The organism is Glutamicibacter sp. BSL13, from assembly GCF_052928425.1.
Genome location: NZ_JAVGCZ010000075.1, coordinates 1 through 13,166, shown reverse-complemented (window position 1 = coordinate 13,166; position 13,166 = coordinate 1). Strand labels below are relative to the sequence as shown.

General features: G+C 66.4%; 14 protein-coding genes. 6 read left to right on the top strand and 8 right to left on the bottom strand.

The features are described from left to right. The coding region (locus RCJ92_RS11895) for a hypothetical protein (RefSeq protein ID WP_446754667.1) at positions 1-530 on the bottom strand (530 nt) is incomplete at its 3' end. Between the two features lie 109 nt (positions 531-639). Here RCJ92_RS11895 and RCJ92_RS11890 point away from each other — a divergent pair. The 5 genes from RCJ92_RS11890 (at position 640) to RCJ92_RS11870 (ending at position 4,608) form a co-directional block, all read left to right on the top strand. Beyond that, positions 640-1,515: a GAP family protein gene (locus tag RCJ92_RS11890; protein ID WP_446754666.1), complete on the top strand. Its 876-nt coding sequence runs from the start codon at positions 640-642 to the stop codon at positions 1,513-1,515. A gap of 100 nt (positions 1,516-1,615) precedes the next feature. Next, a complete protein-coding gene (locus RCJ92_RS11885) occupies positions 1,616-2,119 on the top strand; it encodes a hypothetical protein (protein ID WP_360028476.1) in 504 nt (167 codons plus the stop codon). A 65-nt stretch (positions 2,120-2,184) separates the two neighbouring features. Further along, positions 2,185-3,027 carry an exodeoxyribonuclease III gene (locus RCJ92_RS11880; RefSeq protein WP_138173538.1) on the top strand — a complete coding sequence of 281 codons (843 nt, stop codon included), beginning with the start codon at positions 2,185-2,187 and terminating at the stop codon, positions 3,025-3,027. 13 nt (positions 3,028-3,040) lie between these two features. Next, a complete protein-coding gene (gene trpS, locus RCJ92_RS11875) occupies positions 3,041-4,063 on the top strand; it encodes a tryptophan--tRNA ligase (RefSeq protein ID WP_138173540.1) in 1,023 nt (340 codons plus the stop codon). A gap of 2 nt (positions 4,064-4,065) precedes the next feature. Next, entirely contained in the window at positions 4,066-4,608 is a 543-nt protein-coding gene (locus tag RCJ92_RS11870) for a 2'-5' RNA ligase family protein (protein ID WP_138173542.1), read from the top strand. Positions 4,609-4,789: 181 nt separating this feature from the next. On the opposite strand, the gene RCJ92_RS11865 is transcribed toward RCJ92_RS11870, so the two are convergent. From RCJ92_RS11865 to sdhC, 6 genes are all read right to left on the bottom strand, one after another. After that, positions 4,790-6,265, bottom strand: a complete 1,476-nt coding sequence (locus RCJ92_RS11865) for a catalase (protein ID WP_138173544.1) — start codon at positions 6,263-6,265, stop codon at positions 4,790-4,792. A 32-nt stretch (positions 6,266-6,297) separates the two neighbouring features. Beyond that, positions 6,298-6,753 carry a Fur family transcriptional regulator gene (locus tag RCJ92_RS11860; RefSeq protein WP_246049721.1) on the bottom strand — a complete coding sequence of 152 codons (456 nt, stop codon included), beginning with the start codon at positions 6,751-6,753 and terminating at the stop codon, positions 6,298-6,300. A 197-nt stretch (positions 6,754-6,950) separates the two neighbouring features. Further along, on the bottom strand, positions 6,951-7,733 hold the full coding sequence (locus tag RCJ92_RS11855; protein WP_138173546.1) for a succinate dehydrogenase iron-sulfur subunit: 783 nt from the start codon (positions 7,731-7,733) through the stop codon (positions 6,951-6,953). Next, positions 7,733-9,520: a succinate dehydrogenase flavoprotein subunit gene (sdhA, locus tag RCJ92_RS11850; protein WP_138173548.1), complete on the bottom strand. Its 1,788-nt coding sequence runs from the start codon at positions 9,518-9,520 to the stop codon at positions 7,733-7,735. The genes RCJ92_RS11855 and sdhA overlap by 1 nt, the downstream gene beginning before the upstream one ends. A 46-nt stretch (positions 9,521-9,566) precedes the next feature. Continuing rightward, complete coding sequence (locus RCJ92_RS11845; protein ID WP_138173550.1) at positions 9,567-10,016, bottom strand: succinate dehydrogenase hydrophobic membrane anchor subunit; 450 nt, start codon at positions 10,014-10,016, stop codon at positions 9,567-9,569. A gap of 3 nt (positions 10,017-10,019) precedes the next feature. Next, positions 10,020-10,433: a succinate dehydrogenase, cytochrome b556 subunit gene (sdhC, locus tag RCJ92_RS11840; protein WP_138173650.1), complete on the bottom strand. Its 414-nt coding sequence runs from the start codon at positions 10,431-10,433 to the stop codon at positions 10,020-10,022. 267 nt (positions 10,434-10,700) lie between these two features. On the opposite strand from sdhC, the gene RCJ92_RS11835 reads away from it, so the two are divergent. Then, entirely contained in the window at positions 10,701-11,810 is a 1,110-nt protein-coding gene (locus RCJ92_RS11835; RefSeq protein ID WP_346922823.1) for a mannose-1-phosphate guanylyltransferase, read from the top strand. Positions 11,811-11,954: 144 nt separating this feature from the next. On the opposite strand, the gene RCJ92_RS11830 is transcribed toward RCJ92_RS11835, so the two are convergent. Next, positions 11,955-13,166, bottom strand: a 1,212-nt coding sequence (locus RCJ92_RS11830; RefSeq protein ID WP_446754665.1) for a penicillin-binding transpeptidase domain-containing protein, incomplete at its 5' end; no start/stop codon positions are given.

The window sequence follows — 13,166 nt, the reverse complement described above, 5'->3', positions numbered from 1 at the left end:
GCCTGCCGCGCCCGTTCGGCCTGGCTGGCGGCCAGCTCCTTGGCGGTGCGCACGTTCTGGGCCCAGAGCATCGGGGTGAACAGCACGAACCCGATCGTGAACACGGTGAGCACCACCGCGCTGGCCCCGGCGTCGCTGGCCCATTGCGCGGCGGCGGCCAGCACCGTGAACGTGGCCAGTAGTGTTCCGGTGACATTGCGGGTGCGCGGCGGGCAGAGCAGGAAGATCGTGAACACGGTTTCGAAGATCAGGAAGTAGCCGCCGATGCTGCCCATCGCCAGCAGTACCGAGCCGGCCGCGGCCATGCCCAACGCGCAGGGCAGCGGGGCGCGGCGGCGCAGCAGGATGCATCCGACGCCGGCCAGCAGCACCAGCGGCCACCAGGCGGCCAGCGTTGCGGGCAACACCGGGGTGTTCACCAGCCCGGCGGCATGCAGCACCACGGCCAGCACCAGGTAGGTGATGGCCACCTCCGGCTCCTGCTCGCCGCTGATGAACCGCCGCCGGGTATGCGAAAAATCGATCTTCACCCCTCCATCATGGTCCACCGGCCCGTCCGCTGCCGTCCCCCAAAGGTAGGACACCGGCGTGGACCGATGCCCGATGTGCCCGTTCCCGCCCACTGGCAGGCTCGATGGCATGGACTTCATGCAACAGGCACCGGCCGCCGCACTGGCCGTACTTGCCCTCATCGACGCCACCAGCATCGGCACCCTGGTGATCCCGATCTGGCTGCTGCTGCGCCGCGACTACCGCCGCGCCATTCCCAAGGTACTGGCCTACCTGGGCATCATCGCCGTCTTCTACTGGCTGCTGGGCTTGGGGTTGCGGGCCGGCTGGCTGGCCGGCACCCAGCTGCTGCCGGACGGGTTCTTCGACGCCCCGCTGCTGCGGATGCTCGCGCTGCTGGTGGGCGGGGCCATGCTCACCTGGGCGCTGCTGAGCAAACCGGCGGGCAAGGATGCCGCCGGGACCCCGCAAGGCCCCACGCCGCCCGCCCCGGCTGAGCACGCCGCCGGCCGCACACCGGGCACGGAGCCGGCACCTGCGGCGAAGCCCGGGACGACGGCGGTGGCCCACGACCAGGCGGTGCCGGCCCGGCTGCGCCGGCACCTGGGCGCCGCACTGGATTCCTGGGCGGGGGTGATCGTGCTGGCCCTGCTGGCCGGTTTGCTGGAGGTGCCGACCATGCTGCCCTACCTGGGGGCCCTGGGGCTGATGGGAACGCTGGGTTGGAGCGGCCTCGTGCAGGGCGCCGTGCTGGGCGTCTACTGCCTGGTGATGATCCTGCCGGCCCTGGGCCTGGTCGCGGTGCGGCGCCTGGCCGGATCGCGGATGGACCGGTGGCTGCAGCGGGTCGGGGCGAAGCTGGGACGCTACGCGGCGGAGACCGGGGCCTGGGTGGTGGGCATCGTCGGCTTCCTGCTGGTGCGTTTTGCCTTCTCACCCCGGCCCGACGGGCAGGGGCTGTGGGGCGGGCTGCGCCGGCTGCTGGAGGGGATCCTGCCGTTCTGAGCCCGCCTGGGCACCGGTGCCGGCGGCGGGCCTGACGCTGTGGGCGAAGCGACGGGCCGAAAGTTGGTGGCCGCCGCGAACCGATGGGAGAATGGGTGGCATGGAATCTCTAGGCAGCAACGCATCACGCGGGAAGAAGTTGACGCTGAACGCGTCCACCGTCTCCATGGGCGTGATGCTCATCATCCTCCTGGTCGCGGTCATCTTCGCCGCCAACTCGAACCAAATCGTCGGGTGGTTCGTGGTCGTCATTTCCGGAGGCTGGCTGCTGCTCTCGGCGTTCCTGGTGTTCGGGCTCAAGCGTGGGGCGGACCGGATCAACACCTCGCTGCGTGAGGCCACCGTGGCCGTCGCCGACCGGGCCAAGGGTGGTTCCACCGTCGTGATCGATGAGGCCACCAGCCAGCGCGACATGAAGCTGGACCACTCCTTCAAGATCGTGCAGGTGCAGGCCGGGGTGATCCAGCAGGAGCTGGAGAAGGCCGGTCCCGAGTCGCGCGCCATGATCGACCGGGCCCTGGACACCATCAACATGACCGCTGCCAACGCCCGGGACATGATGAAACCCCATGAGCAGCCGATCGACGGCGAGATCATCGACTAGTTTTTGTTACCGCACAGCGCAGCGTCCTGCCCGGGCGTTGCGCTGTCTTTTTGTAAGGTGGAACCGTGATACCTACCAGCTCGGAAATCCTGAACAAGAATGCCGGCGCCGTGCGTGTGGCCTCGGTGAACGTCAACGGCATCCGTGCCGCCTACCGCCGCAACATGGCGGACTGGATTGCGGCGCGCGACGTGGACATCCTGTGCCTGCAGGAAGTGCGCGCACCGGACAAGATCGTGCGCGAGCTGGTGGGCGAGGGCTGGCACATCCTGCATGCCGAGGCCAAGGACAAGGGCCGGGCCGGGGTGGCGATCCTCTCCCGCGCCGAACCGGTGGCGGTGCGCGAGCACATTGGCGATGAGTACTTCGCCGAGTCCGGACGCTGGGTGGAGGCGGACTTCACCATGGCCGACGGCTCGACGCTGTGCGTGGTCTCCGCCTACGTGCACTCCGGGGAGCTGAACACCCCCAAGCAGGAGGACAAGTACCGCTTCCTGCAGCGGATGACCGAGCACCTGCCGGTGCTGAAGGCCACCAAGGACCATGTGCTGGTCGTGGGCGACCTGAACGTGGTGCACACCGAACGCGACATCAAGAACTGGAAGCCGAACCACAACAAGCGTGCCGGGGTGCTGGACGAGGAGATCGCCTACTTCAACGGCTTCTTCGGCGAGCAGATCGGCTACATGGACGTGGCCCGGACCCTGGCCGGTGACGAGCAGGGCCCCTACACCTGGTGGTCCTGGCGCGGCCAGGCGTTCGTGAACAACGCCGGCTGGCGCATCGACTACCACATGGCCACCCCGGAGCTGACCGCCAAGGCGATCAAGGCCCACGTGGACCGTGCCAGCGAATACGCCCTGCGTTTCTCCGACCACGCACCGCTGGTCGTCGACTACCAGTTCTAAGGATCGAAATCTCATGAGCACCACCCGTCCCCGCGTCCTGTCGGGCATGCAGCCCTCCGGCGACTCCCTGCACCTGGGCAACTACCTCGGAGCGCTGGTCAACTGGGTCAAGACCCAGGATCAGTACGACGCGTTCTTCTTCATCCCGGACATGCACGCGATCACCGTCGCGCAGGACCCGGCGGACCTGCAGGCCCGCACCCGCAAGACCGCCGCCCAGTTCATCGCCGGGGGCATCGACGTGGAGAAGTCCACCCTCTTCGTCCAGTCCCAGGTTCCCGAGCACGCCCAGCTGGCCTGGGTGTTCAACTGCATCACCGGGTTCGGTGAGGCCAGCCGAATGACCCAGTTCAAGGACAAGACCGCCAAGGGCGGCACCGAGAACGCCAGCGTCGGGCTGTTCACCTACCCGGTGCTGATGGCCGCGGACATCCTGCTCTACCAGCCCGAAGGGGTGCCGGTGGGCGATGACCAGCGCCAGCACGTGGAGCTGACCCGCACCCTGGCCCAGCGCTTCAACCACCGCTTCGGGCAGACGTTCGTGGTGCCCAAGGCGCAGATCCCGGCCGAGGGGGCGCGGATCTACGATCTGCAGAACCCCACCGCGAAGATGTCCAAGTCCGCGGAGTCGCCCAACGGGCTGATCAACGTGCTCGATGAGCCGAAGCTGATCGCCAAGCGGATCAAGTCCGCGGTCACCGACACCGGCACCGTCATCGCCTACGACAAGGAAAACCAGCCCGGGGTCTCGAACCTGCTGGACATCCTGGCCGCGGTCACCGAACGCCCGGTGCCGCAGCTGGTCGCCGAGTTCGAGGGCAAGATGTACGGGCACCTGAAGGTCGCCGTGGCCGATGCGGTGGTCGAACGGCTCACCCCGATCCGCGAACGCACCCTGGAGCTGCTCGATGACCCGGCCGAGCTGGACCGGTTGCTGCTGACCGGGGCGAACAAGGCCCGTGAGGTGGCCAGCCGCACCGTGGCCGACGTGTACGAGAAAGTCGGTTTCCTGCCGCCGTTGGGAAGCCTGCGGTAGCGGTGCAGCCGCACCCGGTCCCGCCTGAGGACCCCCAGTACACGCTGGGGGTCGTCATCCCGGTGCCCGAACCGCCGCGCACCCAGCTGCGCGACTGGCGGGCCAGCTACGGGGGCCAGGCCAGCCTGCTCATCGAACCGCACATCACCCTGGTCACCGGGTCGCTGAACGGCGGCGCCAGCTGGCAGGACGCGGCGCAGCACCTGCAGCGGGTCTGCGCCGCACAGCCCCCGTTCACCGTGCAGCTGGGAGCGGCGATCTCCTTCCGGCCGCTGAGCCCGGTGGTGTATCTGCCGCTGCGCCAGGGGCTGGACGCCTGCCGGCAGCTGCACCAGGCGCTGCTGCACGGCCCGCTGCGCCACGACTCGCCCTTCGAGTACCACCCGCACCTGACGATCGCCCAGAACGTCACCGACGCCGAACTGGACGCGGCCCTGCACGCATTGTCCGGGGTGGAGCTGCGCTTCACCGTGGACCAGGTGCAGCTCTTTGCGATGCACGCCGGCACCTGGCAGCTGCGCGAACAGCTGGCGCTGCTGGGCTAGGCACGATACCGGCCGATCCTGGCCGATACCCATACGGAAGGCACCGCTGCCGCCCATTGCCCTGCGGTGGCGCGAAAGGCAAAAAACCTCCGCGGTGCAGCAGCACCACGGAGGTTTTTTCACGCCCTAGCGCACGCGGCGCCCGGGACCGGTCCCTGGACCGTTGCCCGCAGGCAGGGTCCTAGACGGTCGCCTTCGCGCGAACGTTGGACTCGATCTGCGAGCCGACGTTCTCGTCGATGTTCTTCCAGTACTGGATGGCGTTGGACAGAACCGGCTCGATGACGCCCTCCAGGGCGCCGGTGACGGTCTGCACCAGACGGGCACGCTGCTCGTCGTCCATGACCTCGCGCACCAGGATGCCCGGCTGCACGAAGTCGCCATCGTCCTCACGCAGGGTGTAGGACGAGCGCACCAGGTCTCCATCGGATTCGAAGGAGTTGTCGACCGGGCCGGTCTCATCGCTCCAGGAATCACCGAAGGAGTTCGGGACGTAGTAGCTGCGGGCACCGGAGTGCTCGTACCACATGTTGCCCTCGAAGTTGTAGCTGTGCACCGGAACCTTCGGGCGGTTGACCGGCAGCTGCTGGAAGTTGGTGCCGATGCGGTAGCGCTGGGCATCCGCGTAGGCGAAGTTGCGGCCCAGCAGCATCTTGTCCGGGCTCATGCCCATGCCGGGAACCATGTTCGCCGGCGAGAAGGCGGCCTGCTCGATCTCGGCGAAGAAGTTCTCCGGGTTGCGGTTCAGGGTCAGGGTGCCGACCTTGATGCGCGGGTAGTCCTTCTTCGACCAGGTCTTGGTCAGGTCGAACGGGTTGTAGCGGTAGGTCTTGGCCTCTTCATACGGCATGACCTGGATGTACAGGTCCCACTGCGGGAAGTTGCCTTCCTTGATGGCGTTGAACAGGTCGCGGCGGTGGAACTCGGCGTCCGCACCTGCCAGGCGCTCGGCCTCGGCACCGTCGATGGTCTCGAACTTGTCCGACTGCTTGTTGATGAAGTGGTACTTCACCCAGAACTTCTCGCCGGCTTCGTTGACCCACATGTAGGTGTGCGAGCCGTAGCCGTTCATTTCACGCCAGGTCTTCGGCAGGCCGCGGTCACCCATGATGTAGGTGACCTGGTGGGCCGACTCGGGGTTCTGGGTCCAGAAGTCCCACTGCATGGTGCCGTCGCGCAGGCCCGAATCCGGCAGGCGCTTCTGCGAGCGGATGAAGTGCGGGAACTTCATCGGATCACGCAGGAAGAACACCGGGGTGTTGTTGCCCACCAGGTCGAAGTTGCCTTCGGTGGTGTAGAACTTCAGGGCGAAGCCGCGCACGTCGCGCCAGGTGTCCGGGGAGCCGAGCTCACCGGCCACGGTGGAGAAACGCAGCAGGGTCTCGGTCTTGACACCCTTCTGGAACAGTGCAGCCTTGGTGTACTGCGAGACGTCCTCGGTAGTCTCGAATTCGCCGAAGGCGCCAGCGCCCTTGGCGTGCGGACGACGCTCCGGAACGTTCATGCGGTTGAAGTGCTGCAGGGTCTCGACCAGGTGGTGGTCGTGCAGCACGATGGGGCCATCGGCACCCACGGTCAGCGAGTTGCGGTCGCTGACGGCTGGGATGCCAGCCTGAGTGGTCGAACCGGTGTGGTGACCGTTGTTTTCGGCAGCCATGTGCTCTCCTTTGTTTGGATCCGGCTAGGTGGTCAGGGAAGGTTCAGTCCAGCGGACGCCGCACACTTGGCGCAGGTCCCGTGATAGAGGACTTCAGCCACGGAGATTTTCATCCCGCGGACGATGTTGGGGTCCAGGCAGGCCGGCGCCGTGGTGGGCAGCGCGACATCCTCGACGAGTCCGCACTGCGTGCAGACGGCATGGTGGTGGTCGGTGATGCGGGTTTCGTAGCGTGCCCCCGCATGCGGCACATCCAGCCGACGCAGCAGCCCGGAGCTGGCCAGGTCGTTCACCACGGTGTGCACGGTGCCCAGGGCGATCCCGGGGATCTCCTGCTGGGCGTGGCGGTGCAGCTCATCGGCGGTGGAATGCGGGTGGCGGGTGGCACAGTCCAGGACGGCCACACGCTGCTTGGTCACACGCCGGCCCGCGGCGCGCAGGGGCTCGGCCCAGCGTGCATGCGAAGCGTCGGTCTGATCGTGTGCCATATCTCTATCATGCCACAAACTTGAATAGTTCAAAATAAGCATGGGGTGGATTTTCGCTGGGAGACTAATCTCCTCCTGCCGGATCCGCCCTGCGGTAGCGGCACCTTTGGGGAGCCGGCGCCGGCCGGGGGAGGGGATGGCAAAGGGGCCCCGAACCGCAGTGGTTCGGGGCCCCTCGGGTGCCGTCCGGCAGCTGATTAGATGGTGCGCGACAAGATGGCCTGCTTGACCTCGGCGATCGCCTTGGTCACCTGGATGCCACGCGGGCACGCCTCGGTGCAGTTGAAGACGGTGCGGCAGCGCCATACGCCTTCCTTGTCGTTCAGGATCTCCAGGCGCATGTCCCCGGCCTCGTCACGCGAGTCGAAGATGAATCGGTGGGCGTTGACGATCGCGGCCGGGCCGAAGTACTGGCCATCGGTCCAGAACACCGGGCAGGAGCTGGTGCACGCGGCACACAGGATGCACTTGGTGGTGTCGTCGAAGCGCTCACGGTCCTCGACGGACTGGAAACGCTCGCGGGTCGGCTCGTGGCTGTTGTTGATCAGGAACGGCATGATCTCGCGGTAGGACTGGAAGAACGGCTCCATGTCCACGATCAGGTCCTTCTCCAGCGGCAGGCCCTTGATCGCCTCAACGGTGATCGGCTTGGAGGTGTCCAGGTCCTTGAGCAGGGTCTTGCAGGCCAGGCGGTTGCGGCCGTTGATGCGCATGGCATCGGAGCCGCAAATGCCGTGGGCGCAGGAGCGGCGGAACGACAGCGAGCCGTCGTGCTCCCACTTGACCTTGTGCAGGGCGTCCAGCACGCGGTCGGTGCCGTACATGGTCAGCTTGAAGTCTTCCCAGTAGGCCTCGGACTTGCTCTCGGGCAGGTAACGGCGAACACGCAGGGTGATGTTGAAGGTAGGGATTTCTCCGCCGCCGCCAACACCGGGCTTCAGCTCGATCTTTGATGCTGGTTCTGGCTGTTCGGTGCTCATTAGTACTTACGCTCCATCGGCTGGTAACGGGTGAAGACCACCGGCTTGGTCTCCATGCGGATGCCCTTGATGTCCTCGGTGACGGCATCGGCGTCGCGGTAGGACATCGAGTGCTTCATGAAGTTCTCGTCATCGCGGTCCGGGAAGTCCTCGCGGTAGTGGCCGCCGCGCGATTCCTTGCGGTGCAGGGCTGCCACGGTCATGACCTCGGCAAGGTCCAGCAGGAAGCCGAGCTCGATGGCTTCGAGCAGATCCAGGTTGAAGCGCTTGCCCTTGTCCTGGATGCCGATGTTCTTGTAGCGCATGCGCAGGTCCTCGATCACGTCGCGGGCCTCCTTCAGCGAACGCTCGTCGCGGAACACCTGGACGTTGCTGTCCATGGTCTCCTGCAGGATCGAACGCAGCTCGGCGACCTTCTCGGTGCCGTTGGAGTCCATCAGCGCGCCGATCTGGCTGGTGACGAACTGCTCGCTGTCCTCCGGCAGGTCGACGAAGTCGGCGTCCTTGGCGTATTCGGCCGCGGCCACACCGGCGCGCTTGCCGAAGACGTTGATGTCCAGCAGCGAGTTGGTGCCCAGGCGGTTCGAACCGTGCACGGACACGCAGGCGACCTCACCGGCGGCGAACAGGCCCGGGACGACGGTGTCGTTGTCCTGCAGCACCTGGGTCTTGATGTTGGTCGGCACACCGCCCATGGCGTAGTGCGCGGTCGGGTACACCGGGACCGGATCGGTGAACGGCTCCACACCCAGGTAGGTGCGGGCGAACTCGGTGATGTCCGGCAGCTTGGATTCGATGTGCTCCGGCTCCAGGTGGGTCAGGTCCAGCAGCACGTAGTCCTTGTTTGGACCGCAGCCGCGGCCCTCGCGCACCTCGTTGGCCATGGCGCGGGCGACGATGTCGCGCGGGGCCAGGTCCTTAATGGTCGGTGCGTAGCGCTCCATGAAGCGCTCACCGTCGGAGTTGCGCAGGATCGCGCCTTCACCGCGGGCACCCTCGGTCAGCAGGATGCCCAGCCCGGCCAGGCCGGTCGGGTGGAACTGGAAGAACTCCATGTCCTCCAGCGGCAGGCCGCGGCGGAAGGCAATGCCCATGCCGTCGCCGGTCAGGGTGTGGGCGTTGGAGGTGGTCTTGAAGACCTTGCCGGCGCCGCCCGATGCGAAGATCACGCTCTTGGCCTGGAACACGTGCAGTTCGCCGGTGGCCAGGTCGTAGGAGACCACGCCGGCCACGCGCTTCTGCTTGTAGGCGGTGCCGTCCTCGCGGTAGGCGTCCTCCTCAACCAGCAGCAGGTCCAGCACGTAGTACTCGTTGTAGAACTCGACGTTGTGCTTCACGCAGTTTTGGTACAGGGTCTGCAGGATCATGTGACCGGTGCGGTCCGCGGCGTAGCAGGCGCGGCGCACGGCAGCCTTGCCGTGGTCACGGGTGTGCCCGCCGAAGCGGCGCTGGTCGATCTTGCCGTCCGGGGTGCGGTTGAAGGGAAGACCCATCTTTTCCAGGTCCAGCACCGCGTCGATGGCTTCCTTGGCCATGATCTCGGCTGCGTCCTGGTCCACCAGGTAGTCGCCACCCTTGATGGTGTCGAAGGTGTGCCATTCCCAGTTGTCTTCTTCAACGTTGGCCAGTGCCGCGCACATGCCACCCTGGGCCGCACCGGTGTGCGAGCGGGTCGGGTAAAGCTTGGTCAGCACTGCGGTACGGGCGCGCTGGCCGGATTCGATCGCGGCACGCATCCCCGCGCCGCCGGCACCGACGATGACGACGTCGTACTTATGTACCTGCATTCTTGAGGCTCTCTTTTCTAGAAATCTATTGCGGTGTGGCGCGCAATTAGGCGCACTGCGGCAGCGGGCTGTTGGCCACGCACGGATCGAAGGTGAAGATCACCAGCGAGCCGAGGACCAGGATGAAGATGGTGGCCACGTACAGCAGCCCCTTCAGCCAAGTGCGGGTCGCGTGCTTCTCGGCGTAGTCGTTGATGATGGTGCGCACACCGTTGGTGCCGTGCAGCATGGAGAGCCACAGCAGGGCCAGGTCCCAGAACTGCCAGACCGGGGAGGCCCACTTGCCGGCCACGAAGCCGAAGGACAGGGCGTTGATGCCGTCGCCAACAATAAGGTTGGCGATCAGGTGACCGAAAATCAGCACGACCAGGACCACGCCGGACAGGCGCATGAACAGCCAGCCGAGCATTTCGAAGTTGCCGCGCGACTTCGGACCGCGAATGTACTTCGGGTCCATGCGCTGGCTGCTGCGCGGAGCTTGAATATCGACACTCATGGCTTAGTGACCTCCGAAGGCGAGCGACAGGTGGCGGATGGCGAATCCGGCGAAGACGACGACCCACAGGCCAAGCACGCCCCACAGCAGCTGGCGCTGGTACTTGGTGCCCTGCTTCCAGAAGTCCACCAGGATCACGCGCAGGCCATTAAAGGCGTGGAAGAGGATGGCGGCAACCAGGGCGGTCTCGCCCAGGGCCATCAACGGGTTCTTGTAGGTGCCGATAACGGCGTCGTATGCGCTGGCATCGACGCGGACGAGTGCAGTATCAAGCACGTGCACCAAGAGAAAAAGGAAAATAACGACACCGGTGACTCGGTGTCCCACCCATGACCACATGCCCTCACGGCCGCGGTAGAGGGTGCCTGACGAAGTCTTCGACACTGAACTAAACCTCCAAGACTCGCAACGGCGCATGTGTATCTTGCACACAATGAAATGTGACGCACTTGTGCGAGCGTTCCTTGCCCGAGTCTAAACCACTCGTGCCGGTGTGTTCTATGTTCTGATTATTTTGTGTGAGCAGGTTCACCGATAGGGGTGAATATTGCGCCGAATGGCCACAAATGCCCGTGGATTAGGGCATTTTTCAATGTTCTAATTATCGCAAATGTGCGCTAAATCCAACGCGCATTGACGCGTTCAAGCCGGGCGCGGATGGGCCAATGAACTAGTCTTGCTGTTGTGAATGAAGACCTGCTAGCGCGTTTCCATGGCGTCATTCCGGCCGGTGGAGTCGGAACCAGGCTGTGGCCACTGTCCCGGGCGTCGGCCCCGAAGTTCCTGCACGATCTGACCGGCTCGGGCTCCACGCTGATCCGGGCCACCTACGACCGCCTGGTGCCGCTGGCCAGTGAGCGGATCATGGTGGTGACCGGCCGGGCGCACCGTGGCGCCGTGCTGAGCCAGCTAAACGAGATCTGCGACGAGAACCTGGTGCTGGAGCCGGAGCCACGTGACTCCGCCGCCGCGATCGGGCTGGCCGCGGCCATCCTGTACCGCCGCAACCCGAACATCATCATGGGCTCCTTCGCCGCCGACCAGGTCATCGGTCCGGTGGAGGTCTTCCAGGAGGCGGTGCGCGAGGCCATCCACACTGCGGCCACCGGCAAGATCGTGACCATCGGCATCCACCCCACCCACCCGTCGACCGGGTTCGGGTACATCCAGACCGGCCTGCCGCTGGAGATCGAGCACGCTCCCACCGCCCGCGCGGTCGCCCAGTTCGTGGAGAAGCCCGACGCGGACACCGCCCGGCAGTACCTGGCCAGCGGCTTTTTGTGGAACGCGGGCATGTTCGTCGCCCCGGTCTCGCTGATGCTCCAGCACCTTCAGGCCAACGAACCGGACCTGCATGCCGGGCTGATGCGCATCGCCGCCGCCTGGGACACCGACCAGCGAGACGCGGTCATGGAGGAAGTCTGGCCCGGGCTGCCGAAGATCGCGATCGACTACGCGGTCGCCGAGCCGGCGGCCGCCGCCGGGGACGTCGCGGTGATTCCCGGCGTCTTCAACTGGGACGACGTGGGCGACTTCGCCGCGATCGGCCGGTTGAACAAGGCCAGCGAGGAAACCGGGGTAACGATCCTGGGCGACAAGGTCCGGGTCTACTCGGACAACGCCTCCGGGGTCGTGTACGGGGACAACCCGCGGGTGGTGGCGCTGATCGGCATCGATGACGTGATCGTGGTGGACACGGCCGATGCGCTGCTGGTGACCACGAAGGAACATGCGCAGCAGGTCAAGCAGACCGTGGAGCAGCTGAAGAAGGACGGCGCCACGGACGTGCTGTAGCCGCAGCCAGCGCCCCGTCCCGGTGGTCGATGCGGGGCTGCGGCGCAAACCAGGCACGCTGCCGATGAAGATGCGAATCGCGGCCCCGGGGATCATCCCCGGGGCCGCGATTTGTCATTGCCGGCGGCTGCCTGCGGCAGCGCCCTAGCGCGGCAGCTCGGTGAGGAACTCGCGCACCAGCGGCCCGGCGGTTTGCGCGCCGCCCTCGCCCTCCTCGACGAAGGCCGCGATCGCCAGGTCGCCCTGCCCGGCAATGGCCCAGGCGTGGGCGTTGCGTTCGGCGTCGTACTCCGCGGTGCCGCTCTTGCCGATCACCGTGCCGCCGGGCACCGAATTCAGCTGCTTCAAGGTGCCGTGGTCCACGACCTCGCCCATCATGGAGCGCAGCTGCTTGGCTTCATCCGCGCTCAGCTCGGTGGCCTGCGTCGAGGGGCTGGGCTGCTGGGACTGCCCGGCGTCCTGCTGGTCCTGCGCGTCGGTGAGCACCAGCTGCGGGTGCACGGTCTCACCGGCCACCACCGAGGCCATCACCGTGGCCATGCCCAGCGGGGAAGCCTGCACCACCCCCTGCCCGATCATGTTGGCCGCCAGCTCCGTGCCCTTGGAATCATCGGGCACCGTGCCGAGGAAGGCGTTGGCGCCGGTGGAATCCTGCGCGTTCAAACCCAGCGAGCCGGCCGCATGGGCGACCTTGGAGGAGCCCAGGTCCGCCCCGGCCTCAACGAAGACCGTATTGCAGGACTGGGCCAGGGCCTCGGACAGCGGCAGCTGGCCCAGCGCGCTGGAGGGGTAGCCGTCGTAGTTCTTGAAGGCCTTGCCATCCACGGTGGTGGTGGCGGGGCAGTCGACCTTGGTGCCCGGGGTGGCCCCGTCGCGCAGCATCGCCAGCGCGGAAATGACCTTGAAGGAGGACCCCGGGGCGTACTTGCCCAGCAGCGCGGTGTTGTAGGCGTTGTCTTCCGGCCCGGAGGCGGCGGCCAGCACGGCCCCGTCGGAGGGGCGCACGGCGACCAGCGCGGCGGGGGAGTCGGTGTCGGCGACCACCGAGTCGGCCAGCTGCTGCAGCTTCGGATCCAGGCTCAGCTCCAGGTCCTTGCCGTTGACCGGCTCGCTGCTGAACAGTTCGTCCTGCTGCTCGTGCTCGGAGTTGTAGCTGCCCACCGTGGTGCCGGCGGTGCCGGCCAGCAGCTGGTTGTACTGGGCCTGCAGCCCGGAGCGTCCCACCTGGTCCCCGGCCTTGACCTTGCCCTCGGACTTCTCGATGATTTCCGCGGTCGCCTGGCCCACGGTGCCCAGCAGCTGGCGGGCGAAGCTGCGGGTGGGGGCCAACGGCAGCTCATCGGGGGTGGCGACCGC